This window comes from Ruegeria sp. HKCCE4148, assembly GCF_017872495.1.
Taxonomy (GTDB): Bacteria; Pseudomonadota; Alphaproteobacteria; order Rhodobacterales; family Rhodobacteraceae; genus Ruegeria.
Genome location: NZ_JAEDOS010000003.1, coordinates 106,249 through 130,402 on the forward strand (window position 1 = coordinate 106,249; position 24,154 = coordinate 130,402).

General features: G+C 55.4%; 21 protein-coding genes and 2 pseudogenes. 15 read left to right on the plus strand and 8 right to left on the minus strand.

What is annotated here, in order from left to right; translation table 11 throughout:
• Positions 1–73 precede the first annotated feature (73 nt).
• Positions 74–716: pseudogene (locus I9187_RS10385) on the minus strand (IS6 family transposase).
• 416 nt (positions 717–1,132) lie between these two features.
• Positions 1,133–1,285: pseudogene (locus I9187_RS21945) on the minus strand (IS30 family transposase); the annotation flags it as partial.
• Positions 1,286–1,594: 309 nt separating this feature from the next.
• Here I9187_RS21945 and I9187_RS10390 point away from each other — a divergent pair.
• From I9187_RS10390 to I9187_RS10440, 11 genes are all read left to right on the plus strand, one after another.
• Entirely contained in the window at positions 1,595–2,368 is a 774-nt protein-coding gene (locus I9187_RS10390) for a LuxR C-terminal-related transcriptional regulator (RefSeq protein ID WP_348540103.1), read from the plus strand.
• Between the two features lie 90 nt (positions 2,369–2,458).
• Complete coding sequence (locus tag I9187_RS10395; RefSeq protein ID WP_171175876.1) at positions 2,459–3,541, plus strand: ABC transporter ATP-binding protein; 1,083 nt, start codon at positions 2,459–2,461, stop codon at positions 3,539–3,541.
• Positions 3,541–4,494, plus strand: coding sequence for an ABC transporter permease (locus tag I9187_RS10400; protein ID WP_171175878.1), 954 nt, complete (start codon positions 3,541–3,543; stop codon positions 4,492–4,494). Before I9187_RS10395 ends, I9187_RS10400 begins: the two co-directional genes overlap by 1 nt.
• On the plus strand, positions 4,487–5,317 hold the full coding sequence (locus I9187_RS10405; protein ID WP_171175881.1) for an ABC transporter permease: 831 nt from the start codon (positions 4,487–4,489) through the stop codon (positions 5,315–5,317). Before I9187_RS10400 ends, I9187_RS10405 begins: the two co-directional genes overlap by 8 nt.
• Before the next feature lie 48 nt (positions 5,318–5,365).
• Positions 5,366–6,397: an extracellular solute-binding protein gene (locus tag I9187_RS10410; protein WP_171175882.1), complete on the plus strand. Its 1,032-nt coding sequence runs from the start codon at positions 5,366–5,368 to the stop codon at positions 6,395–6,397.
• Positions 6,398–6,487: 90 nt separating this feature from the next.
• Positions 6,488–7,708 (plus strand): serine hydrolase, encoded by a 1,221-nt coding sequence (locus I9187_RS10415; RefSeq protein ID WP_209509499.1) that lies wholly within the window; start codon positions 6,488–6,490, stop codon positions 7,706–7,708.
• A gap of 30 nt (positions 7,709–7,738) precedes the next feature.
• Positions 7,739–9,409 carry an amidohydrolase gene (locus tag I9187_RS10420; RefSeq protein ID WP_171175886.1) on the plus strand — a complete coding sequence of 557 codons (1,671 nt, stop codon included), beginning with the start codon at positions 7,739–7,741 and terminating at the stop codon, positions 9,407–9,409.
• Between the two features lie 527 nt (positions 9,410–9,936).
• On the plus strand, positions 9,937–10,149 hold the full coding sequence (locus I9187_RS10425) for a helix-turn-helix domain-containing protein (protein WP_170353308.1): 213 nt from the start codon (positions 9,937–9,939) through the stop codon (positions 10,147–10,149).
• Position 10,150: 1 nt separating this feature from the next.
• Entirely contained in the window at positions 10,151–11,803 is a 1,653-nt protein-coding gene (locus I9187_RS10430) for a hypothetical protein (protein WP_209509500.1), read from the plus strand.
• Between the two features lie 359 nt (positions 11,804–12,162).
• Complete coding sequence (locus I9187_RS10435; protein ID WP_170353311.1) at positions 12,163–12,414, plus strand: hypothetical protein; 252 nt, start codon at positions 12,163–12,165, stop codon at positions 12,412–12,414.
• An 11-nt stretch (positions 12,415–12,425) separates the two neighbouring features.
• On the plus strand, positions 12,426–12,887 hold the full coding sequence (locus tag I9187_RS10440) for a hypothetical protein (protein WP_170353312.1): 462 nt from the start codon (positions 12,426–12,428) through the stop codon (positions 12,885–12,887).
• A 114-nt stretch (positions 12,888–13,001) separates the two neighbouring features.
• Here I9187_RS10440 and I9187_RS10445 read toward each other — a convergent pair whose 3' ends face one another.
• The 3 genes from I9187_RS10445 to I9187_RS10455 all read right to left on the minus strand — a co-directional run bounded on the left by I9187_RS10445 (position 13,002) and on the right by I9187_RS10455 (position 16,912).
• Positions 13,002–14,240, minus strand: coding sequence for a site-specific integrase (locus I9187_RS10445; RefSeq protein WP_170411855.1), 1,239 nt, complete (start codon positions 14,238–14,240; stop codon positions 13,002–13,004).
• A gap of 441 nt (positions 14,241–14,681) precedes the next feature.
• Positions 14,682–15,491 (minus strand): methyltransferase domain-containing protein, encoded by an 810-nt coding sequence (locus I9187_RS10450; protein ID WP_171175895.1) that lies wholly within the window; start codon positions 15,489–15,491, stop codon positions 14,682–14,684.
• Between the two features lie 470 nt (positions 15,492–15,961).
• Positions 15,962–16,912, minus strand: a complete 951-nt coding sequence (locus tag I9187_RS10455; protein WP_171175897.1) for a GlxA family transcriptional regulator — start codon at positions 16,910–16,912, stop codon at positions 15,962–15,964.
• Positions 16,913–17,072: 160 nt separating this feature from the next.
• On the opposite strand from I9187_RS10455, the gene I9187_RS10460 reads away from it, so the two are divergent.
• From I9187_RS10460 to I9187_RS10475, 4 genes are read left to right on the plus strand one after another with little or no spacing between them, the layout of a single operon-like run.
• The gene (locus tag I9187_RS10460) at positions 17,073–17,783 is read left to right on the plus strand and encodes a GntR family transcriptional regulator (protein WP_171175899.1); all 711 of its coding nucleotides are present in this window, start codon (positions 17,073–17,075) and stop codon (positions 17,781–17,783) included.
• Positions 17,784–17,790: 7 nt separating this feature from the next.
• Positions 17,791–18,708: a dihydrodipicolinate synthase family protein gene (locus I9187_RS10465; RefSeq protein WP_171238612.1), complete on the plus strand. Its 918-nt coding sequence runs from the start codon at positions 17,791–17,793 to the stop codon at positions 18,706–18,708.
• 5 nt (positions 18,709–18,713) lie between these two features.
• On the plus strand, positions 18,714–20,210 hold the full coding sequence (locus I9187_RS10470) for an aldehyde dehydrogenase (protein WP_171621256.1): 1,497 nt from the start codon (positions 18,714–18,716) through the stop codon (positions 20,208–20,210).
• A complete protein-coding gene (locus I9187_RS10475) occupies positions 20,207–21,547 on the plus strand; it encodes an FAD-binding oxidoreductase (protein ID WP_171175905.1) in 1,341 nt (446 codons plus the stop codon). Before I9187_RS10470 ends, I9187_RS10475 begins: the two co-directional genes overlap by 4 nt.
• Positions 21,548–21,557: 10 nt before the next feature.
• Here the strand turns inward: I9187_RS10475 and I9187_RS10480 are convergent, their stop codons facing one another.
• Genes I9187_RS10480 through I9187_RS10490 form a run of 3 tightly spaced genes read right to left on the minus strand, consistent with a single transcriptional unit; the run spans position 21,558 to position 24,138 of the window.
• Positions 21,558–22,292 carry an SDR family oxidoreductase gene (locus tag I9187_RS10480; RefSeq protein WP_171175907.1) on the minus strand — a complete coding sequence of 245 codons (735 nt, stop codon included), beginning with the start codon at positions 22,290–22,292 and terminating at the stop codon, positions 21,558–21,560.
• On the minus strand, positions 22,289–23,020 hold the full coding sequence (locus I9187_RS10485) for an SDR family oxidoreductase (protein WP_171175909.1): 732 nt from the start codon (positions 23,018–23,020) through the stop codon (positions 22,289–22,291). Before I9187_RS10485 ends, I9187_RS10480 begins: the two co-directional genes overlap by 4 nt.
• Before the next feature lie 14 nt (positions 23,021–23,034).
• Positions 23,035–24,138, minus strand: coding sequence for a mandelate racemase/muconate lactonizing enzyme family protein (locus I9187_RS10490; RefSeq protein WP_209940178.1), 1,104 nt, complete (start codon positions 24,136–24,138; stop codon positions 23,035–23,037).
• Positions 24,139–24,154: the final 16 nt, after the last annotated feature.

Consider the following 24,154-nt stretch of genomic DNA (forward strand, 5'->3'; position numbering starts at 1 on the left):
GTGGGGTCAGACTAATTCGGGCCCGTCTCCACAAGGACCGTGAGACTGTCTCTTACTCCGCGCTGAGACCGCGCTACTCAGCAAGAGCAGCAGCACGGTTCAATTTGAAATTTGGTCTGGTGCAGAGGCTGTGTTGCGAATTGAAGAGGTTGTAAATCGAAGCGTGGACGGTGGCGAACTTCTACAAACTTCGCATGCGCCTGAAGCGGAGCATGGCCCGTTCTCTTCGTCGGAATTGCAGGTATGAATTCTCAGCTCGATTGTTCAGCCAGCAACCGACTTCCTGCCTTTTGGCCAAACCGATAATCTTTAGTATCGCTCCATAAGAACGCAGCATATCTGTCACGAATACATCTGGGCAACAATGCTTACGCATTGCTTTCTTTTAGAATTTCAAGGCGGCTTTCTTGTCGCGCGTCTTCGTCACGAAACTTTCAATTTCTTCACCTTCATAATCCACGGTCCGCCACAGATAGTGCCTCTTGCCGTTCACTTTCACGAAGACCTAATCCAAGAGCTACTTCCATCTTGTAAAGGCTCGAAGTTGCTGAACCCCTTTTACTTTGGATCTCAGAGGAGAACACAGGACCGAACGTATTCCACCAATACCGAACGGTTTCATGGCTGACATCGATCCCGCGTTCGTGCAGCGGGTCTTCGACATTTCGCAACGAAAGCGGAAAACGAATGTACAGCATCACCGCAAGACGAATGATCTCGGGACTTGTTTTGAAGTATTTGAATGAGGCGGGGTTTGGTTATTGCCAGAAGGTATGCGACCGACCCCGATCCAGCCAAGTTATTCTGACAGTGCCGACACACACACCCGGTTTCCATAAAACTGACTTTGATGCTTGCCGCAGGGAGCTTCCGCTCCCCGCCCTCGCAAGACGGTTTCTGCATAGAATATCAATTGGTGTAATCGACACCTTCCGGTCATCTGAGGCAATTTACAGGGTTCCTCAGGACTGAAGGACCGCTTTCGAGATTTGCGCGAGTTCATTTCGCGCCAGCGGCGAAAGTCGGTTGTCCGCCCATCCTGTCAGATACTGCGCCACTGAACAACGTCGGGAGTGTGCTGGGATCAGTGACTCGCGAAAATTGGTTCGAACGACCGTTTTGTGGTGTCGATTCAACAGATCGCCGCAACACACTTCTCGAATTTCTCTGCGGGTGAGAAGTAATTCAAGGTCATTCTCGGCCGTTCGTTAAGTTCACTGGCAACTGCGTCGAGATGCTCTTGCGTGTGGATTGAGAGGTTGGTGCCTTTCGGGAAGTCCTGCCGCGTCTTTTGTCCGAACTGCAGCAGCACAATCGGTGCAATAGATGATCAGCCAACGGTCGCTTTGCTGGTTGGGTGCCTCGACACCAGAGATCGAGACAATCTTGTTTCATCAGCACACAGCTTTCTGAACCAAAGGACAAGCTGGTGGGAAATCACGACACGCCAATCGAAAGATTAGGCAGAATAAGTGCGTCGATTGAAAGACGGGGCCGATATCAATGGGGTCGTTCGCTCTGTTTGTTGCTAAAACCATTTCGATTGGTCAGAGTGGTTTAGATCTATCTCGCATGGTGGTTCAAATTGGTCGATGTGAAAGAAGAAGCGTCTCAAACCAGCTTGCTAGCCCAGGCAATCCGATCTGTTGGGACGCCAGACTTCATACAGGACTTACTTGATCTCATGCGCAGCGCTGCACCGTTTCATGGTGCTTTTGTCAGCCGCTTGTATCTTAATCGCGCCCCGGGTCACATCTACGACAATGTACGGCAGGAGCGCCGGGCCGTCGTCATTGATCGTTGGCTTGATCGTGCGTGGCTTTTGGACCCGTTCGTTGTGCGGTTCATTGGTGACAGTCACGAACCAGTTATGGTTCTGAGCGACGTCGCCCCAGACCGTTTCACCAGTTCAGACTACTATGGAATTTACTACAAATCCTTAAAGCTGAAGGACGAGATGGCGGTGTTTGTCTTGCTCCCCGGAGGAGCCCTGTTCTTCTCCCTAGGCCCCGTAGAAAACAAAAAACGGTTTACTCTTCGTGATGTAAGAAATCTAACCCGGTTGCATCCGGTAATCGCGGCACTCTGCGAGCAACATTTTCACCGCCGTCCGAGAACCGAACCACTGGATGCCGACCGGCAGATAGATTTGAAAATGGTGATAGAAAAGGTCTGTGACGGCCTTACAAAGCGCGAAGTGGAAGTAGTGCAGAACCTACTGCGCGGCCATTCCAGCCAGTCAATCGCACTATTGCTGGATGTTTCTCCAGAGACGGTAAAAGCGCATCGTAAAAATATCTATAGAAAGCTGGGAATCTCATCCCAATCTGCACTTTTTTCAATGTTTTTACAGTTCGTTACCGACTAAGCTGTCTACCCCCTTTGGGGTAGAAACGCATCGCTCTCTAGAGGTATTCACAGGTCGCCCTTCGGTGGCCTAGTCTGATTCCTAATACGCATGAAGGTCCAAAACCGGGGTCAGAACGTGATCGAAGTTAAAAATGTGACGAAACGCTTTGGCGAAGGCGCGTTTGCGGTTACAGCTTTGGGTGACGTGTCGCTAACTATCCCTGAGAGTAGTTTCTTTACACTTTTAGGACCTTCCGGTTGTGGCAAGACGACTCTTTTGCGCTTGATTGCCGGGTTTGAGCTGCCGACGGATGGCGAAATCCTGCTTGATGGTGAGACCATCGGCCATTTGGCGCCGCACAAGCGGCCGGTGAACACGGTGTTCCAAAATTACGCTTTGTTCCCGCATATGAGCGTCGCGCGAAATGTCGGTTTTGGATTGGAAATGCTGAAACGTCCAAGGCCCGAGATCGAAAACGCCGTCGCGGAAATGCTGGAGTTGGTGCAACTTGGAGAATTTGCGACGCGCAGGGTGGATCAATTGTCCGGTGGACAGCAGCAGAGGGTTGCGTTGGCTCGCGCACTGGCACCCCGACCCAAGGTTCTGCTGCTGGACGAACCACTCTCGGCTCTGGACCTGAAATTGCGCAAGGGTATGCAGAGCGAACTAAAGCGGCTTCAGTACGAAACCGGGATCACCTTTGTGTTTGTAACGCATGATCAGGGTGAGGCCCTGGCCATGTCTGATCAAATTGCCGTCATGTCGGCAGGTGCAGTACGACAGGTGGGCACTCCCGAAGAGATCTACACCGCTCCGCAAAGCCGGTTTGTTGCGGATTTTATCGGAGACACCAACATCGTAAATGCCGAACTATTGGCGTATGATGGCGACTTGGCAAAAATCAAGTTCGAGAATAGTTCTCCCATACTGGTACAAACCGCAAGCAAGTCGCTGCAGCCCGGTCGGGTGCATGTGGCGTTACGCCCAGAAACGATCCGCGTCGTTGAAGCCAACGCAGCATTTTTAAAGGGTGAAGTTCTCGACAGCACCTACCTCGGTGCAGGCTCACGCATGCTGGTGAGATTGGACGATGGTGGTGAAGTTCATGCACAGGTCGACACGCCGCTCCCATCGGGCAAGCGCATAGGTCTTGAATGCGATACGTCCAAGCTGCACGTCCTGGAAGACTGATGCCTGATGCTGTCAGCATATCACAGGACAAAGGTGCCTCGCTACGCATAGCCCAACAAGAACGTGCCCGGCAAACCCGCAGAACGCGGCTATTTCTTTTGGTGCCCGTGCTGCTGGTCATTGGTATTTTCGGTCTGTTTCCGCTATCGATCGCGCTGGTCTATTCGTTTCTTGAACCAGGAACGTATGGCGGAGTGGAATGGATTTTCTCAACAGACGCCTACGTTCAGTTCCTGTTCGAAAGGGATATCTTTGATGACACCCTGACCTTCAACAGCGCTTATCTCCAAATCTTCGGACGTTCCTTTGGGCTAGCCGTTGTCACTATGGTCGGCACTTTGATCCTCGGCTTTCCCGTCGCTTACTTCATAGCGGCCCGTCCTCCTGAACAACGCAATTTCTGGCTATTCGCGATTACTTTACCTTTCTGGACAAATCTGCTGATCCGCACCTACTCGATATTGCTGATCGTTCGCGATGAAGGATTTGTGAATCTGGTGCTTATGAATTTGGGGTTAATCAGCGAACCGCTGGAGATGCTCTATACGGACGGCGCAGTTTTAGCTGGGCTGATCTATAGCTATTTACCATTCATGATCTTGCCGATTTACGCTTCGCTTGAAAAGTTTAACTTTTCACTACTCGAAGCCGGGCATGACTTGTACGCATCGCGGGTTCAGGTTTTCCGCCATGTCATAATACCGATCAGCCGCCCTGGTATCGTCGCGGGTTGTGTTCTCGTACTAGTACCGGCGCTCGGTGCTTTTATCACGCCGGAGCTCTTAGGCGGGGGCAAGAAACTTATGATTGGCAATCTTATTGCCTTGCAATTCGGAGCCGGTCGCAATTGGCCCTTTGGTTCGGCGGCCGCTTTGATCCTGATGGCCTTGGTTCTGATCTCCCTTTTGATCAGCCTGCGCGTCGGAGCCGCTAGGGAGAGTGGTCATGGCTAAGTTTGTCTCCGTACTTTCTCGCTCTACCGGGTCACGCGAGTTGCGCAAGCAACCTTTGTTTACTGGCATTTCCTGGCTTGTCTTACTTGTGCTTTATGCGCCTATCGCTGTTCTTATCGTGTTTTCTTTCAACGACAATCGCTCGGTCGTCCGATGGACCGAGTTCAGTTTCAGGTGGTACACCGCCGCGTTGGAGAACGATGACATTCGTGACGCCGCTATGACCTCTTTACAAGTCGCGTTTTCAGCTACTGTATTCGCTACAACAATCGCCACAATGGCTGCGCTGGCCACCACACGCTGTGGAAATTATTTGGGAAAGTCCGCCGCGATTGCCCTGATTAACCAGCCACTTATGATCCCAGAGATTGTTACGGCGATTGCAACCTTGTCGTTCTTTTCGATCCTGCGCCAGCTGACAGGCGTTACTGGAATTGGCTGGCTTGTACTGGCGCACACAGTCTTTTGTATACCTTTTGCTTATATGCCGATCCGAGCTCGGCTCTCCGATATGTCAATCACGTACGAGGCGGCAGCCGCAGACCTTTATGCCTCGCCCTGGCAAGCTTTCCGGCACGTGACTCTGCCACTCTTGATGCCCGGCGTTGTGGCAGGCGCCATGCTGGCTTTCGTGGTTTCCCTAGACGATGTAATTATTACGCTTTTGGTTGCTGGGCCCGGGGAAACAACTCTTCCAATCTACATTCTCGGTCAGATCCGGCGTGGTGTGACACCCGAGGTCAATGCAGTATCGACAATCCTTATCGGTGTCACTGTAGCCATGGTGACGCTGACATTCATTCTACAACGCAAACGAAGATAATCAGAACCCCAACTGCATGGGGCACCAAAACCTTACGGAGGACAAAACATGAAAGTGAAGTTACTCAAAGCGGTCGCCGTTTCTGCATTGGCACTTAGCACCGTTGCGGCACATGCCGAAGGCAAACTGAACATCTACAACTGGGGAAACTACACCAACCCCGACATGGTGAAGAAATTCGAAGAACAGTATGATATCGAAGTCACGCTTGACGGCTATGACAGTAACGAAACCATGCTGGCCAAGGTCAAAGAAGGCAACACTGGTTACGACATTGTTGTCCCAGGCGACTACATGATCGCGATCATGGTAAAGGAAGGTCTTTTAGCCGAAATAAACGCTTCCGAAATGGAGAACTTTAAGAACATGAACCCGGATTGGGTTGACGTTTATTGGGACCCAGGCCGAAAGTATTCTGTTCCCTACCAGTGGGGTACTACCAGCTTTACCGTAGACAGCGAAGTCTATGGCGGCGACATTGACACTTTGGCTTTGATCTTTGACACGCCCGAAGAACTCAAAGGGCGCATTAACATGCTCAATGACATGAACGATGTCATAAACGCCGGACTGCGTTACCTCGGCTATCCTCGTTGCAACTCCGATCAGGAACAAATGAAAGAACTGTTGGAACTGCTCCTCAAGGCCAAAGCCGATTGGCGCACGATGGACTATTCGGTCATCGAAAAGTTGACATCGAAAGACGTGGACTTGTCGCAAAGCTGGAACGGTGCTGCAATGCGTGCAAGAGCAGATCGACCTACACTGACTTACGCCTATCCCAAAGAAGGGTTTACCGGTTGGATGGACAACGTTGCCGTTCTTGCCGATGCTCCCAACATGGAAAACGCAAAGTTGTTCGTTAACTTCATGATGGATCCGGAAAACGCCGCCATGACATCGAACTTCGCCCGATACGCCAATGGCATCAACGGTTCAGAGAAGTTCATGGATGCGGAAATGTTGGAAGCACCTGAGATCGTGATGCCCGCTGGTGCCCCAGTTCCAGATTTTGTCCAGCCTTGTGAGCAGGACGTAGTTGACCTTTACAATAAGGTCTGGACGCGTCTGAAGCAGTAAATCAACTCACCCAGTCGCGGTGCCTAAATACAGGCACCGCACAACCGGATTGTGGCTCGATTGGCGGGTCGCACGGCGGGAGCATGGATCATGCACAGCAGCAAAAGCACTATAATGCCTAAGACGGCGCGCGAAATTGGGATCATGCAGGGGTTTCCGCCGCCGCCCGAAAAGCGGCCCTCACAGGATAACTGGGACCTTGCCCCTTTCAACCGCTGGTCATTCCAGAATATGCGCGGTTTGTTTCCAACTGTCGAAGTCCCGCCAGCGAAAAAGCCACGCCAGTTTGGAGAAAACATACTTGATCTATCCAACGTCGAATTCGACTCATTCGATGGACAACGTCTGACTGTTGATCAATGGCTTAGAGAAAGCTACACAGACGGTCTTTTGGTCTTGAAGGGTGATAAGATCGCAACCGAAGACTACTTCAACGATATGAGGCCCGAGACTGCTCATCTGGGTCAGTCGGTCTCAAAATCCATTATCGGCGCTTTGGCAGGAGTTCTGCATGGGGAAGGCCTGCTTGACCTGTCAGCACCTTTAAAAGACATCGTGCCAGATTTGGCAGAGTGCGGTTACTCCGAGTGCACCGTCGATCAAGCACTAGACATGCAATCGGGCGTTCGCTTCAGCGAAGATTACGGGCTACCAGAGAGTGACATGACACGGGTGGATATAGCGTCCGGGTGGCGGCCAGTACGCAGGGGTGAAATCAAACCAACAATCCGCGACGTAATACTGACCTTGCCGAAAGAGCGTCCTCACGGGTTGAGTTTTTCTTATAGATCCATTGAAACAGATGTGATCGCCTGGGTGTTGGAACGGGTCGGCGGCACAGACCTGGCGACGTTGCTCTCAGACAGAATCTGGCAAAAGATCGGATGCGAACACGCCGGATTTTTTACTGTCGATGATGCAGGCACGGCGTTGGCAGACGGTGGGTTTAATGCGACACTCAGAGACTACGCCCGCTTTGGCAGAATGATGGCAGAAGGCGGCCGTGTCGGCGGTCATCAGGTTGTTCCGTCCGAATGGGTTGATGGGATTTGCCGAGGGGCCGATCATTCGAAATTTGGCGATCCATACGACCTATTGTCCCCTTGTGGGGCATACCGGCGCTTTTGGTGGGTGCACGAAGCAGACAAAGGCGTCTTTATGGCCCGCGGCGTTTTTGGTCAGTTGATCTTCATTGACCAGGAGGCCGATGTGGTTGTCGTTAAGATGTCAAGCTGGCCAGACTACCTGATCCAGTCCTACAGTCACGATGCCGTTCGCGCTTGCGAAGCGATCGTTCGCAATCTCGGCTGACAAGTCATTTTAGCCAAAAAAGGGATCAGAATGACGTCGACACCCGATCTGATCATTCTAAACGGAGCGCTCTTGACGTTTGATCCGGCGATGGCCGATGCCACAGCTTTGGCGATACGAGGCGGCGTGATATCAGCCATAGGATCAACGTCTGATATCCGTGCTCTTTCAGACTCTAAAACGAAAGTAATCGACGCGCGCGGCGGTACGGTCATGCCCGGCTTCATTGATAGCCACGTACACCTTTTTGGCGGCGCAGCCGAGCTAGATATGCTGGATTTGCGTGAAACGAAGGGTCGCGATGAGCTCGCCACTGCTCTTCGTAACTTCGCAGTCGAGCGGCCGGATGATCCGCTGTTGATGGGCGTCGCTGCAAGCTACGATATTTTGGGGCCAGGCAAGACAACCACGCGTCATGATTTGGACAGTGTCCTGCCAGAACGCCCGGTGGCCCTGATGTCCGCAGACCATCACACTGTTTGGGCCAATACCGTCGCTTTGGAGCGAGCTGGCATTCTTCGTGGAGGCCCGGTTCCCGAAGGCTCCGAAATAGTAATGGCGCAAGATGGATCCGCCTCGGGACAATTGAATGAGACAGGAGCCTTTGGCCCTGTGCTGCGACTATCGCGGCTGGGCGGCCGAGACCTTCTTGGATATGTCACCGGTGCGGATCCCGAACCACCGGCTACTGCCCAAGAACGCGCGTTTGACAAAGAAGTAATTCTGCGTGGTCTTAAACACTGCGCGAGCCACGGTATTACCGGTTTGCACAATATGGACGGGAATTACTACCAGTTAGAGCTGTTGAGCGAACTGGAGGCTGAAGGTCTTCTGCGAAACCGCGTACAGGTTCCAATGCATCTGAAGAATTTCGACCCGCTAGATCGGTTGGAAGAAGCGGCCGATATGCAACGCCGGTTTGCGTCCGACATGGTCTGGTCTGGCAGGGTGAAGATGTTCATGGATGGTGTTTTGGACAGCTACACCGCATTAATGCTGGCTTCCTACCCCGGCAAAACTGACAGCGTCGGTGACGCGGTTTTCGACGCCGAACACTTCAATGAGGCGTGTATAAAGGCAGACGGTATGGGATTGCAAATCAGCGTCCATGCAATCGGCGACGGGGCCGTGCGCCGAACCCTGGATGGTTACGAAGTTGCCCGCAAAGTCAATGGTGTGCGCGATAGTCGTCACAGGATCGAACACATTGAAGTCATCGATCCGTCCGACTTGCCGCGATTGGCCAAATTGGGGGTTGTCGCGTCGCTTCAACCGCTGCATGCGCCGATTGGCGGTCTGTTCAAGCCATATCCAGCTGGCGACATTCTGTCCGAGGCGCAGATCCCCTTCGCATTTGCCTGGCGTAAAATTCGCGACACCGGGGCGCGTGTGTGTTTCTCAACGGATTGGCCCGTAGTGCCGGTAGACACGATGATGACGGTTTTCGGAGCCGTGCACGGCTTGACGCTTCCTGAACCATGGGCAGACAATCGCCAGACACTTTTGGAAACCCTTGCTTCGTACACTAGCGAAAATGCGTGGCTGGAGTTCAATGAGCATCGAAAAGGAAAACTAAAAACAGGCTACATGGCAGACGTCACCATTTTGGACCGCAACATACTTGAGATGCCATCAGAACAGATTTCTGAAACCAATGTCGCAACTACAATTTGCGGTGGCACCATTTCTTACCAACTATGATTTTTGGGAAGTCGACGTTGTATGCAAAACGGGTACTCGCGGTGTTTCGACGCCTTTGGACTGGCTGAACATCCGTTTTTGGAGCGCAGAGCAGCCGTTCAATGCGTCTCAGCGCACCAACTTGCAATGCTTGACCGCTTTGGGCTCAATGCGGCCATAAGACGCCCTTATTCCAATGTCCGCTATGTAGCGGACCGCTGCCCTAAAAGATCGCCTAATCGAAAGAACTGTCACCAAATTCCGCCTTCTAAAGCTCCCACTCCTCGGCCTCCAATCGGAACCCTTCCGCGAGAGTAGGATCAATTTCTGGAAGGAATTTCAGAGACTAGCGCGCCCGGGTACGCTCTATTTTGCATGCTGCAACTCAAAACGCCTCCACTGGTGACTCTTGATTCGTTGACGACACCATTTGCTTCCTCTATGCAAGAGGCATAGCTTGTAAGAGGCCAATCGGCACCCTCGCCTACCCTGAAACCACAGGGGGTGTAGTGTGCTGTGATTGTCTGCTCCCCCAAGAGGAGAAGACAATGCAAATAATCCCAGATCGCCTTTACACCGACCACGATGTTGCCGCGTTTTGCGGAGTGTCGGTCCATTCCGTACGGCGCTGGCGCGCAAACCGCACGGGCCCTCAGTACGTCCGCATCGGTGAACGCAAAATCCGGTACCGTGGCGCGGATGTCCTGCGCTGGGCGGACGGGCTTCCAACCGGAGACGTAATCGAAAATCTCTTAGTCTGAAATGTCCGAAGACAAAGTCGGGAAGCTCGCCGAGCAAGTTAACCAATCAGGCGTGAAACGCTTGCCTGAGGGTTCCGCATGGGACACCGCAAAAGCCGAAAAGAACTGGTGTGTGGCGGCCGAAACGACCACGACGAAGGTGCCGGTGAACGCCGCAACAGGCTTCCCCTGTGACCGCGAACAGGCCGCTTTCCTAGATCGGGCCAAGGCCGCGCAGAAGGCCAATGACCTGAATAAATGGATTGACGAGATCAATGCCAAGATCGACCGCGCCAATGAAGACCGCGCCGTTCCCTTCGACCATGTTGTCAGGTTTGGCGTCGGATACCTGCCCCGCGCCGGATCGGCCATGGTCGTCGCCGACTTTGACAAGGTCCGCGATCCCGACACAGGCGACATCACCGCCGAGTGGCTGAAACCCGTCATGGAGCAGCCAGAGAGCTACACCGAAGTGTCAGCCTCGGGCACGGGGCTGCATGTCCTCATGCCCCGCGAGGAAGCTGACGCTGGCACACGGGAGCGCAATGGCGCCGGGCTGTATGCAAGCAATGCACGGTTTATCCTGCTCACTTTTGATCAGGTCGCCGGAGCGCCTATCAGCCTCAACAGTGCACCGGAGACGCGCAGGGTGATCAGGGATCGCGTGGGCGTGCAGCATACACAGCGCATCAATTTCTCGCTGGCACTGCCAGAAGATCACCACAGCATCGAAAGCATCCCAGAAATATTGGCACAACTACCCAACCCGGCGCTGGGCAGAGAATACTGGGTGAGCATGGCACACGCCTGCTGGGCCGCCGCGCAGGAGGCTGACCGCGCCACGGCCCTCAGAATCGAGCAGGCCTTCTACGAGTGGTCGGCACGGGGGGACACACACGGAATTGGTCGTAAGGACGGATCAAGCCCCGGGCGTCTCTGGCGTAGCATCAGAAATGTGCGCGAAATCAGTGTCGGGTCATTCTTCTACAAGGCCCGTGAACTGGGATGGTCGCCGAGGCACAACAAAATGCACCCCAAGGACATTCCTCACCCGCGAATTGAAATGGTCGGCCTGATGGACAGGGCCTTTGACGGAGATCGGGAACCGTCGGGAAGCAATCGCGGCGATCAGGATCAGCACGACATCAAGCACGGGACGGAGATCGTAGACACGGCACGCTGTGCAATCAGCATGAACAAAATCTCACGTACCAAGCTGCAGGAGTGGGGCGTCGACCCCCACCGGAACATCGTCAAGGCGGCCACGACCAAAAGCAATATCGGCCCGTCAAATGTCACCCACTACGAGATCACCCTGAGGGAGGTACTGTGCGCGGACGGGAATACCGAGATCGTGGGCACTGCCAAGGAATACAAGCCGCCGCAGACAGCCGGAGTTGCCGATATCATCTGGGAGGATGTCAGGCATCGCCTGATCACCGAGTGGGTGGCAGATTACTCAGGCTCTAAGAAACCAACGCTGAAAAGCATTGTCGAAGATGCACTGAAGAAGCACGGGATGCCAGTGGGCGGAGCAAACAAAATCAGCAATCAGATGAAGGGCGAGGGGTGGATTACCACCGTAAATGAAAAGCGGCCCAATTCCGAAAATCGGACGGGAATAAAACGTTCCATCGTCGGCCCGAATGACCCGCATGAAGACGACGAGGAATAGCCGAAATGTATGAGAGTTAGAAATTTGCCTATATATAGAGAGGTTCTAACTCTTCTCACACTCTCACAAGTGGCGGTGAAAAGTGATGAAATCAGCCTTCAATCGTGCGCCCCCTACTATGAGCGGCCCGCCCGCCTGTGGCGGGGCGGGACAGGCGCGCCACTCACAACGGATGGCAATTAGTGAGAGGTGTCAGAGGAGTGTGAGAACAGTCCTCTCACAACTCTCACAAGTCGGCGCGTGGCGAGCGCCACATGACCTGCAAAGACATGCAAACTTCAGTTCTCGCCAAAACCAAAAAGTGGTATCATGATACCGCAAATTGATAACTAAAACTGCCCAGCCTGGAGAAACAAGAGATGCCCAGCACTCCGAGAGCAAAGGTTTCGAAACAGATATGCGCCAAGATGGAGCTGACCAAAGAAGACATCCTGATCGATCTGGCCGAAAGCTGGCGGAATGCCACTGGCGACCGCAAGATCAAATTGGGTCTCGCCCTGCTGCCGTACTTCATGCCGAAGCTGAAAGCCGTAGATATGACTACGACACAGGACGTGAAAGTGACGGTCAGGATCGGTGGGGAAGAAACGCTGCCCATCGCAGCAGAGTAAGAGAGCGCGTCATGGATGCAGGGAGCCGCGCTGCGGGCAGAGAGCGTCGACTAGCGGCACTGAGGCGGTACAACGAAAGTGGTCGGGGATCGGTCGCCCCGTTCGGCTCAGGCAACCACAAGCGCTGCAATGCGACGCGAATGGACGGCCAGCCCTGTCGCGGTTGGGCAGCCTTCAGAACCCCGAAATGCATCAAGCACGGGGCGCGAGGGCTCGCGGGCAAGCCCAGTCCCAATCGCGAGGTGCGCGCTGCGCGCAACTGGCTCATGGAGAACCGGCCATCACGCGAACTGGTAAACACACCGGAATGGCGGGCGACGGATACGCTGGGAACGAGGAATGGCATCCTGCGAAAGGCGGCCTTAGTGGCCGCATGGGAGGCGGCCCAGCAAGGCGACTGGCGGCTTTGGCGGATGCTGCAGCAGAACCCTCTGCCCCAGAAAATCTGGGCTCAACCCGACGATAATGGATAAGAGCGGGAGAGTTCGTCTTTAAGCTGTTGATTGATTGTAACCCGACGACTGCGTGAGACGCGCATTTGCGGCTTTGGTCAAAATTGACCTTTGTTGTGCAGCTTCTCAACTATGCTATCCCGATAGAGCGGCAATGTAATCTTCCCAAATTCTCTGCGCCTCAAGCCTGCGTTCGAGGATTGTGGATTTGTCGTATGTGCCCGCTAGACCGGGGCGTTTGTGTCCGATCATCCGTTCGGCAGTGTCGAAATCGACCCCGAGTTCGGTAAGGCCGGTGCGGTAGGTGCGGCGCAGACCGTGGATGGACAGGCGGTCGTCGCCGTATGCCTTACGGACCGGGATGATCCGCTTGGACCAGCCAGAGATTGCGGTGTTGGGCGCGCGTGCGCTAGGGAAGATGAGCGCGTCGGTCTTGCCGGGTTTCGCACCTGTCAGTTTCGCGAGGTCCTTGAGCAAGGCGCGCGACAATGGACCGAGTGGGACCGTGTGGGTGGTGGCAGTCTTGGTTCGGTCGGCGGGGATAGTCCAGAGGCTGGTTTTTGTATCGAGTTCTGCCCAGCGCATGTGCGCGATTTCGTTGCGGCGCTGGCCGGTCAGAAGCGTTAGGCGCATCAAGGCTTGGTAGATCGGATCAGGTGAGGTGTTCAGGGCTTTGAGGAACCGCTTAACCTGCTCGGGGGAAGTCATGGTCCATTGTTCGTCCGAGAGGCGCTGTGCGCGCGTCTGGCGAGGCCTGCGGTAGCCTGCGAGAGGCGAGACAGGGATGTGTCCCTTGTCTGCAGCGAAGTTCAGGAAACCAGTGGCGTTCTTGCGGAAGTAGTCGGCAGCGCCGGGACGACCGGATTTTTCGATGCCGTCGATGATCGCGGTCAGGTCGAGGCGGGACAGATCGCCAATGGGACGAGTGCGGTGCGGGTACAGGTTCGTGCGCAGCGATTGCATCATGTCGGTGGTGCGGACGATCTGGCGCGCAATCAAGTCCTGTTCGTAAAGATCCAGAAGCCGGGCTGTAAGGATCGCACCGGTTTGCGGGACGCGCGGGTCGATTCCATTGCGCAAATCGAGGATGTGAGAGCGAGCAAGGTCGCGCGCTTGTTTGAGCGTGATCGTGCGGGTGTCACCGATCTTGATCTGGACGCGCTTGGCTTGGCGACCGGTCCCGAGGCGTGAGCGCAGAATGTAGACCTTTGCTTCGGTCCCAATACGCAGTGCGAGGCCGGGTACATCCGTGTCATTGATTTCGTATCGTTGGGCATGTGGCTTTGCGTTACGAACCTTGGCTTCAGTCAGGGACCGGCGCTGGGCGCTTTGTTTCGGGCTAATCTGGACGATCTTAAGAGCCGTTTGGGACATGAACTGTTTTCCTTGTTGGTAACCACCGCTGGCGACCACATGGCGACCACCGATACGCGCACTCATCACAACAAGACATAACTCACCGCAACATAATGTAAAAGGTTTCAAAAGGTTCTGGCTGCCTTGTGCCTCTAGCGCCACACAGAGCACTCCCTTGGTAAGGGAGAGGTCGAGAGTTCAATTCTCTCCAGCAGCACCATCCATACATCTCCAATATCGTGACCACCCTTGTTTCTATGATTTCGGTCCGCCGAGTTCTAAGCAGGGAAGCGTTAAACAGAAGAGCGTTTAGAAGAAATCCCTTGCCATCTCATGGGGCCGCCAAACCTCAAACTATGGAGCTGCGACCTGCCCGGCGGACACTCGGACCGGATATATTCAAGTGTTAATCCGCCGTTCTCAAAACGACCTTGTCGCTGAAAAATGCAATTAGTTTGATCACCCGATTGGCTTTCTGGCAATCTGACTGACATAGGACATGAAACCAAAAAACGTGTTACTTGAAACGCGACTGCGTGCTTCTGCTTTCAGCGCTTCTGCTGTCTGAGGGAAAAGGACACCTGTTTCGACCATTCGGTCCGCCCCGCGATCTATCACTGTCAGGAAATACCCGGCTTCGCCTTCGGCCACATAGCCATGTCCACAGCGTCGGCCAAGTTCGAACCCTGCGGTACCCAGCAACTCTCCGATCTGACGCATGACCCAAAGATTGGTGACATTCTGGTTGATCATAAAGCGGACAAGCTGATCCAACGGGTCGAAATCTGCAATCTGGGCCGTCGCCGTATCATAGTCGCCATCGCAGACGGCAACCAAACCGCCCGGTTTGAGTATCCTGTGTGCCTCGCGAACGGCGTCTTGCGGATCGGGAACATGGCACAACAGTGTGTGCATCAACACCAGGTCAACAGATGAGGATGGAAGCCCTGTATTCCTTGCATCACCAACCTCAAACCTCAAAGATGGTTTTCCGTCAAAACGTTGCCGCGCTCTTTCAACCATTATTGGTGATGGCTCGATGCCCAGCGCCTTGGTCGCACCGGCCATCTCGATCAAGTCGTTGGTAACGTGCCCAGTGCCAGAACCGAACTCAACTGCATACGCTCCCTCAGGCAGATCAAGATCTCTGAGATAGGCTTTTCTGATCTCAACCTGAGCAGGCTCCAAACAACGGGCATCCATTGCGTCGGCAATACGCGCCTGCAACGCATCGTCTTCGTTGGCCAGATTTGAATATGGGTCAGACATACCTTTCTCCCTTGAATTTTTGGTCTCCACAACACCGCATCAATCAGGGGAAATTCTAACACATCCGGCTTTTTCAACAACGTCAGCGCCTGGCTACAAAGCTTGCCAACCTAGTTCATCTTGCGAAAATTGGCTCGGATGAGGAACACAAGAGCAAGTTGTTCGACTCGCCCTATCGAAAACGACTACTCTTTGGAAACCGTCGATTGTCCGACGAAACCGATGCCCACAATTAAGGCAAAGGTTAAGAAATGTAGGCACAAGAATCTCATGGATGACAAGTTCTCGCAATAGTTATGCCTACATCGCAATCTATTGGTAAATAATCCTGCCGATCTGTTGACTAGTCCGGTTTTAATGAGGGGGTATCTCGGCAGGGTTAGGGGGATGCCCGCTCAGGTCCGATTTGGACCGATGAAGCACGGCATCCCCTGCCGTTTTAATAGTCCTCTTTCCCGCTCAGACGCTTCTCAGTCGATCTTGTTGCGCTGTGCGTGCGGTGTGACACCAAAGCTGGATCGGAACACGCGCGAGAAATGGCCCGGGTTTTCGAAACCACAAGCAATTGCGATCTCGGTGACTGAAGCCTCGGTTTGCAGCAGCAACTTTTGGGCACGTTCCAGGCGCAGTTCCATAAAGTACTTCTTGGGCGATGTGTTCAGATACTTGCCGAACAGCCGCTCTAGCTGCCGGGTGGAAATGCCAAGTTCTTCGGCAATAAAGGACGGCGAGATTGGGGTCTCGATGCTGTCCTGCATGATGTTGATGGCCTTGGCCAGGTGCGCATTGCGCATCCCGTTGCGTGACTGCAGCGAAACCCGCTGTTTCGCCGTTGCATTGCGCACCGCGTTGTAAACCATTTGATCTGCCACATCGATTGCCAACTCTTCGCCATGGTCGCGCTCGATCAGATGCAGCATCAAATCTGCCGTCGCGGTTCCGCCCGACGCGGTGATGTGTTTTTCGTCAGCAACAAAAACACTGCGAACCAGATTAACCTCGGGAAACGCCTCCATGAAGGCATCATGGTATTCCCAATGGATCGCCGCCTGCATCCCGTCCAGAAAGCCGGCTTCGGCCAACACCCAGGCACCCGAACATAGGGCACCGATTGGGGTGCCGCGGGCGCGCGCTCGCCGCAGGGTGGCCAACAGGCGGCGGGTGACGTGCTTACGCATATGAATGCCCGACAGCACAAAAAGCTGGTCGCATTTGGCCAGGTTTTCCAGCCCGGAGTGAACCAGCGTAACTGACCCATTTGAGCACACCGCCTGTTCGCCATGCTCAGACACGAAGTTCCAGCTATAAAGTTCTTCCCCGCTCACAAGGTTCGCAATCCTCAGCGGTTCCACCGCGCAAGAGAACGCAAGGTGCGAGAATTCCTCGACCAGAAGAAATGTGATGCGCCGCGTCTTAGGCATGAGTTGATCCGTTTGAACTTGGGACAGCGCCCGAAAGTGAGTCTATTTTGCAGGAGCCTATGCTGCACGAAATTTTTTTGTATACAAGTTGTATTTTCTTAGCATACATAACCGTGACAGATCGATTCGACCGCTTTATGAAAGATGGATGAGCTAAGGGATGAAAGACGAAGCCAAGTCGCGAAAAGGCGCGTTACAAGAGCACCTGAAAACATCCATTCTGACTCTGCGCTTGCAACCAGGCACAGATCTGGACGAGGCGCATTTGTCAGATGAATTCGGCCTGTCACGCACACCGCTGCGCGAGGTATTCCGGCAACTGGCGGGGGAAGGCTATCTCGACCTGCGTACAAACCGCAGCGCGCGGGTGTCCGAGATGTCTTACACGACCCTGCGCGATTTCTTCCTTGCCGCACCAATGGTGTATGGCGCGATCCTGCGTCTGGCTGCGGGAAACGCGCGCCCTGCGCAGATCGACGCCCTAAAAGACGCGCAGCAAGCGTTCAAAGCCGCGTTACGTACAGGTTCGGCCGAGGATCGGGCGCTGGCCAACAATCGCTTTCACGATGTGACTGGCGAGATGTCGGGCAATGTCTATCTGCTGCCCTCGTTCAACCGGCTGCTGATCGATCACGCGAGGATCGGCATGACGTTCTATCGCCCACAGTCCGATGAAATGTCGGAAAACCTGTCACGCGCCAGCGAACAGCACGATGCCATCATCGCAGCCATCGAGGCGCGGGACGAAGCAGCAGCGGCAAAGCTAGCCGAAGATCACTGGAACCTGTCACGCGATCAGATTGAGATGTTCGTGATGCCAGACGCGCTGGATGTCCCGATGGGCGTCCCACTCCTTTCGAAACCTGCATGAGGACGGAATGAACCCGATTTTCAAGTTTGAGGGGATTTATACCCCTGTGGTCACGCCCTATCACAACGATGGAAGCGTTAATTGGGACGCCTTGTCCAATGTGATCGAATACCTGATCCAGAGTGGCGTGCATGGTCTGATTTCGGGCGGATCGACAGGTGAAAACTATGCCCAGACTGTGGAAGAACGGCTGGAACTGGCCAAATTCACACATCAGCAATTGAAAGGCCGTCTGCCTCTGGTCGTAGGGACCGGGGCCATGCTGACGCCGGATTCCATTGCGCTGGCCTCGGGCGCGCGCGAAATTGGTGCAGATGCGATCCTGCTGGCCAGCCCGCCCTATTCGGTGCCGACCGACCGCGAAAACGCACTGAACGCGCTGGCTATCGACAAGGCCGCGGACCTGCCCGTAATGCTGTACAACTACCCGCACCGCACCGGCACGATGATGGGTGAGGAATTTCTTGACCGTGTAGGCCGCAGCCGGAACTTCTGCGGCATCAAGGAAAGCTCGGGCGATATCAACAGGGTGCACCTGCTGGCGCGGGACTATCCACACATCCAGCTTGGCTGCGGTATGGACGACCAGGCGTTGGAATTCTTCGCCTGGGGTGCGCCGTTCTGGGTCTGTGGCGGGTCGAACTTTCTGCCCACCGAGCATGTGGCGCTTTACGATGCCTGCGTGATCGAGGGGAATTTCTCTAAAGGTCGGCGGATCATGTCGGCCATGATGCCGCTGATGCGAGTGTTGGAACAGGGTGGCAAGTTCATCCAGACCATCAAGCATGGCGTGACCATGAACGGGATCGATGCGGGCGCGATGCGGCCTCCGCTGAAGGGTCTGAACAAAGACGACAAGCGCGCGTTGGAACAGGTGACGCGTGTGCTCAAGAAGACAATCGCTGACATTGTGGCTGAGGGGTAAGAGACATGGATCTGCTGACACAGGACGAATACAAATCCATCGCCGCAGGCCTGACGCTGCCTACAGGCGCTTTCATCGACGGCGCCTTCCGCCCCGCGATTTCGGGTGAGACCTTTGAGACAGTGAACCCAGCCACTGGCGACAAACTGGCGGACATCGCGTCTTGCGGCGCAGCGGATGTGGACTTTGCCGTCGAAAAGGCGCGTGAGGCGTTTGACGATGGCCGTTGGTCCAAGCTGCATCCGAGCGAACGCAAGGATGTGCTGATCCGGTTGTGCAAGTTACTGACCCGCAATACGCGCGAACTGGCGGTGATGGAAAGCATCGACAGCGGCAAGACCATCCTTGATTGCGAATCCGTGGATGTGCCCGAGACGATCCACTGCCTGAAATGGCACGCCGAGGCGATTGACAAGATTTACGATCAAGTCTCGCCCGCCAGCGACGATCACATCGCCATGGTGGTGCGCGAACCGATTGGCGTCGTCGGCCTGGTGCTGCCCTGGAACTTCCCGCTGCTGATGCTGGCGTGGAAAATCGGGCCTGCTTTGGCGGCGGGCTGTTCGGTCGTGGTGAAACCCGCGACTGAGACCACGCTGACCGCTCTGCGTATGGCTGAGCTGGCGATGGAGGCTGGCCTGCCCCGCGGCGTTCTGAACATCGTTCCGGGCGGCGGCGCAGAGGTCGGTGAACCCATCGGGCGGCATATGGATATTGACATGGTCTCTTTCACCGGCTCGACCGTAACCGGCAAACGGTTCCTGACCTATTCCGCCGAAAGTAACGCCAAAGAAGTGGTGCTGGAGATGGGCGGCAAAAACCCGGCCATCGTCATGGATGACGCTGAAAACCTTGACCGTGTGGCCGCGCATGTGGTGAACGGCGCGTTCTGGAACATGGGCGAGAACTGCTCGGCCTCGTCGCGCCTGATCGTGCACAAGGATGTAAAGGCAGAGTTGCTGGAGCGCATTGCACATCACGCCAAACAGTGGAATATCGGTGACCCTCTGAACCCGGAAACCCGTATGGGCGCGCTGGTGAGCGAAGGGCATTATAACAAGGTCTGCGGTTATCTGGATCAAGCCGAGAACGTGGTGATCGGCGGCAAAGCTGACAAAGGCTTTGTCGAGGCTACGGTGGTCGAAGTACCCGGCAATGACGCCACCCTGGCGCGGGAAGAGATCTTTGGCCCGGTTCTGTCGGTGATCGAAGTGTCAGGCTTTGACGAAGCCATCAAGATCGCCAATGACACCGACTATGGCCTTTGTGCCTCGATCTTCACTGCCAACGCCAAGCGCGCCATTCGCGGGGCTCGGGCGATCCGGGCGGGCACCGTGACAGTCAACAGCTTTGGCGAAGGCGACATCACCACGCCATTTGGCGGCTACAAGCAGTCTGGCTTTGGCGGTCGCGACAATTCGGTCCACGCCCACGATCAGTACACCCAGTTGAAAACCATCTGGATCGATCTGGCCGATGACGCAGACGAGGCGGTGGATTGACGCGGTTCGAGGCCAAAAGACTGCCCCGGCAGACGGGCCCGGCCGGATGGAATGCCATCCTGCCACCCCAGACGCCCCTGCCGGAACTGGACAAGGACCTGACTGCCGACATCACTATCGTTGGCGGTGGGTTTGCTGGGCTCAGCACGGCGCGGCGGCTGCATCAACTGGATCCATCACTGAAGGTTGTTCTGCTGGAAGCAGGCCGATTTGCCGATGGTTCTGCGGGGCGGAACTCGGGATTTATGATCGACCTGCCTCATGATTTGGCCTCGGACAATTATGCAGGCGAAGGATTGGAAGAGGATCGCGCCGCAATTGCACTGAATCGCAAGGCCATTGCTTTTGCGAGCGACGTGGCCGGGGAATGCGAGTTAAATCAGGAAATGTTCGACCCCTGCGGCAAGTACAATGCCGCCGCCACCAAGGCGGGCGACGCGCACAACCGCGCGTTTGCGGAACACCTGAGGAAACTGGGTGAGCCTCACACGCTCTATGACCAGCAACAGATGCACGAAATCACGGGCAGCCCACATTACACCTCGGGACTTTACGCGCCAGGAACAGTGATGATCCAACCCGCAGCCTATGCGCGGGCGCTTTCGGCCCAATTGGCTGATCAGATTGACGTGTTCGAAAACTCACCAGTCACCAGTTTCGAAAAGCAAGGCACAAGCTGGGTGGTCAAAACCACCAAAGCCAAGGTCAAGACCGGGCGGATTATCCTCGCCAATAACGGCCATCTCGAAAGCTTTGGGTTCTACCAAAGACAATTGATGCATATCTGCCTCTACGCGTCGATCTCAGCACCTTTGACTGAGGCACAGATCAAAACGCTTGGCGGGCAATCGCGCTGGTCGGTGACACCTGCCGATCCGATGGGCACATCGGTGCGGCGCATTTCCGGCAGCTACGGCGATCGCATCCTGATCCGCAACGGTACCAGCTTTCACCCGACAATCGAGACCAGCCCAATGCGGCTGCGCAATGTCGGCTGGGTTCAGGACCGCAAGTTCATGGAACGTTTCCCGCACCTGTCAGACGTAACGATGGAGCACCGCTGGGCCGGGATGCTTTGCCTAAGCCGCAATGGGTCTGCGGCCTTTGGTGAACTTGAGGACGGTGTGTTCTCGGCCTGCTGTCAGAATGGCCTGGGCATCGCCCGAGGAACCTTGCAAGGCATGGGCATCGCAGAATTGGTGATGCAAGGCGGATCAGAGATCGCCAGTCACTTTCTGGAACAGCCGGATCTTCCGCGATTGCCGCCCGAGCCATTCGCCTCGCTTGGGGCAAACAGCTATTTGATTTGGAAAGAATGGCGATCCGGTAAGGAGTGATGCGTTGGCGTCAGGGAAGGCTAAGCTTGGCCATGCGCCCACCATCTACGGTGTAGACCTGCCCGGTGATAAAGCCCGCCTCCTCTGACGCCAGAAACGCGACGAGGGCTGCAACCTCTTCCGGCCGACCGGTCCGTGCAACAGGGTGGATTTTGGCTATATCATCACGGAATGCAGCAGGGTCAGGCATGGAATCGATGAAATCTTCGTTCAGTTCGGTATCGATCCATCCGGGTGCCACGGCGTTGCAACGGACACCTTCAACCCCGTGATCCACGGCAACGGCGCGGGTCAGACCATGCAGCCCTGCCTTGGACGCGCAATAAGCCGCGTGACCGGGATTGCTGCTCAAACCTTCAATGGATCCGGTATTGACGATATTACCGCGGGTTTGACGCAGATGCGGCAGCGCGGCTTTGATCATCAGGAACGGAGCGGTCAGATTGACCGTCAGATTGCGGTGCCAATCCTCAAGGCTCATGTCTTCGACCAAAACTTCCTGCATCATACCCGCGTTGTTGACCAACACATCCAGGCGCCCAGCATCAGATACCACTTCGCTGACCGCCTGTGCCGGGCTGTCGGGATCGGTGAAATCCGCTGCAATGCCTTGAAACTCGCTGTCTTCTCCACGTTGCGCGGTAAAGACCTGCGCGCCCTCGTCCCGCAACCGACGGGCAATGGCCTGACCGATGCCGCTGCGCCCGCCTGTGACCAATGCCACCTTTCCCTCGAACCGCTTCATGAAACGGGCTTCCCTCCGTTGACCTCGACCAGCGTACCGCAAACATAACGCGACGCATCCGAGACGAGGAACATGATGACGTCTGCAATATCCTCGGGCTCGGCGATGCGGCCCAGCGGCACGCTTTGGCCCAGCTCGGCCACGGCCGTATCGGGATCAAAACCGCGCTTTTCAAAACCCGAGCGCAGCATAGGCGTATTCACCTCATTCGGGCATACAGCGTTGACGCGGATACCCTGATGGGCATGGTCCATACCCATACATTGGGTCAGGGACGCAATGGCCGCTTTTGTCATACAATAAACGGCGTGATTGGGGCCGGGGCGCAGCCCCCAACAAGACGCGGTGTTGACGATAGCGCCCCCTCCCGTTTCAGCCATGATCGGGATCGCCGCGCGACAGATACGAAACGGGGCTTCGACATTGACGCCCAGTGACAAAGACCAATCCGCATCCGACGTGTCGGTGACAGACCCGCGTGTGATGACACCTGCATTGTTGATCACGATATCGAGCCTGCCCAGCGCAGACGCCGCCGCCCTGGGCAATTGGTCGGCATAGTCTGGATCAAGCAGATCGCCCGGCAGATACGCCTCGGCCTCAATGCCATCGACCGACCGGTCCGCAACCGCGACCCGCGCCCCAGCTTGGCGCAAACGCTCAACGATTGACGCCCCGATACCTCCGGCTGCGCCAGTGACCAAAGCCGATTTTCCATTCAGGGTCATGAGATCATCCACGGTTAAAACGACGCAACAGGGGTGCCAAATTGGCTTTCATCAGGCACCACGCCCAGCCCCGGCCCGGTTGTCAACGCAATATGCCCGCCTTTGATCTGGATACCATTTTCGGGATCATAGTTGCCTTCGATATAAGGTGCGGCAAGCCAGACGCCTTCCAGCAGATCGGGCCGAACCGTTGCACCGACATGAGTACAGGCAGCGGCGATGATGTCCCCACCCCAGCTGTCATCGCAGGTGTGCGGAAGGTTTCGGGCTTCGCAAATGTCGCGGAAAGCGCGCATGGGGTTCAACCCGCCGATCCGAGTGACTTTCATCCCGAACCCATCGACCAGACCGGTCCCTGCTGCTGAGATCACAGTGTTCAGACTGGTGCTGTTTTCGTCCATGTAAATGCCGTGCGTGACCTGAGGTCGGATCTTCTGCAAATCCTCAATGGTGTTGCAGGGCTGTTCCATGATGAACGGAATTTCAGGGCATTCGCGGCTGACGCGCAAAGCGTCGCGCGTGGTCCAGCCCCGATTGCCGTCCACGGCCAGACGCGTACCCGACCCTTTGACAACCTCCCAGACCTTGCGGATGGTTTCGATGTCGATCTCGACCGGGCGGCCCCCGACCTTGATCTGCAATCGCGGGTAGCCTTCGGCCATTTTCTCGGCTGCCAGTCGGGCAATATCGTCAGGCGCACCAACGCCAGTGGCATAGTAGGATGGGACTTTGTCAGTTGTTGCACCACCCAGCAGGTCGCTGACAGGCACGCCCAAGTGTTTACCCAGCACATCGTGAACCGCAATATCGACAGCCGCTTTGGCATATGTGTGCCCGTTCAGCAGCCCATCCATCCGGCGATGCAGTGTCAGCGGCAGTGCTTCGGTGCCGATCAAGCCCGGGGCCATTTCGATCAAAGCTGCACGGGCGCCTTTTGCGTGCGCCTCAGCATATGTCGGGCCAACTGGGCAGGTCTCGCCCCAGCCGATCAATCCGTTATCGGCAACGACTTTGACCAGAGTGGTATCAAGCGACCAGACCTGTGCATTGGCCATGGTGTAGGGTCCGTTTTTGACCGGCAGGTCGTGGCTGTAGATATGGAGTTCGGCGATCTTCATGCTGCTCTGCTTGTCC

What these genes read in the sequence shown, in the direction of transcription:
- I9187_RS10395 (WP_171175876.1), top strand. Translation starts at nt 2,459, where the DNA reads ATGAAGGTCCAAAACCGGGGTCAGAACGTGATCGAAGTTAAAAATGTG.
- I9187_RS10400 (WP_171175878.1), top strand. Translation starts at nt 3,541, where the DNA reads ATGCCTGATGCTGTCAGCATATCACAGGACAAAGGTGCCTCGCTACGC.
- I9187_RS10405 (WP_171175881.1), top strand. Translation starts at nt 4,487, where the DNA reads ATGGCTAAGTTTGTCTCCGTACTTTCTCGCTCTACCGGGTCACGCGAG.
- I9187_RS10410 (WP_171175882.1), top strand. Translation starts at nt 5,366, where the DNA reads ATGAAAGTGAAGTTACTCAAAGCGGTCGCCGTTTCTGCATTGGCACTT.
- I9187_RS10415 (WP_209509499.1), top strand. Translation starts at nt 6,488, where the DNA reads ATGCACAGCAGCAAAAGCACTATAATGCCTAAGACGGCGCGCGAAATT.
- I9187_RS10420 (WP_171175886.1), top strand. Translation starts at nt 7,739, where the DNA reads ATGACGTCGACACCCGATCTGATCATTCTAAACGGAGCGCTCTTGACG.
- I9187_RS10425 (WP_170353308.1), top strand. Translation starts at nt 9,937, where the DNA reads ATGCAAATAATCCCAGATCGCCTTTACACCGACCACGATGTTGCCGCG.
- I9187_RS10430 (WP_209509500.1), top strand. Translation starts at nt 10,151, where the DNA reads ATGTCCGAAGACAAAGTCGGGAAGCTCGCCGAGCAAGTTAACCAATCA.
- I9187_RS10435 (WP_170353311.1), top strand. Translation starts at nt 12,163, where the DNA reads ATGCCCAGCACTCCGAGAGCAAAGGTTTCGAAACAGATATGCGCCAAG.
- I9187_RS10440 (WP_170353312.1), top strand. Translation starts at nt 12,426, where the DNA reads ATGGATGCAGGGAGCCGCGCTGCGGGCAGAGAGCGTCGACTAGCGGCA.
- I9187_RS10445 (WP_170411855.1), bottom strand. Translation starts at nt 14,240, where the DNA reads ATGTCCCAAACGGCTCTTAAGATCGTCCAGATTAGCCCGAAACAAAGC.
- I9187_RS10450 (WP_171175895.1), bottom strand. Translation starts at nt 15,491, where the DNA reads ATGTCTGACCCATATTCAAATCTGGCCAACGAAGACGATGCGTTGCAG.
- I9187_RS10455 (WP_171175897.1), bottom strand. Translation starts at nt 16,912, where the DNA reads ATGCCTAAGACGCGGCGCATCACATTTCTTCTGGTCGAGGAATTCTCG.
- I9187_RS10460 (WP_171175899.1), top strand. Translation starts at nt 17,073, where the DNA reads ATGAAAGACGAAGCCAAGTCGCGAAAAGGCGCGTTACAAGAGCACCTG.
- I9187_RS10465 (WP_171238612.1), top strand. Translation starts at nt 17,791, where the DNA reads ATGAACCCGATTTTCAAGTTTGAGGGGATTTATACCCCTGTGGTCACG.
- I9187_RS10470 (WP_171621256.1), top strand. Translation starts at nt 18,714, where the DNA reads ATGGATCTGCTGACACAGGACGAATACAAATCCATCGCCGCAGGCCTG.
- I9187_RS10480 (WP_171175907.1), bottom strand. Translation starts at nt 22,292, where the DNA reads ATGAAGCGGTTCGAGGGAAAGGTGGCATTGGTCACAGGCGGGCGCAGC.
- I9187_RS10485 (WP_171175909.1), bottom strand. Translation starts at nt 23,020, where the DNA reads ATGACCCTGAATGGAAAATCGGCTTTGGTCACTGGCGCAGCCGGAGGT.
- I9187_RS10490 (WP_209940178.1), bottom strand. Translation starts at nt 24,138, where the DNA reads ATGAAGATCGCCGAACTCCATATCTACAGCCACGACCTGCCGGTCAAA.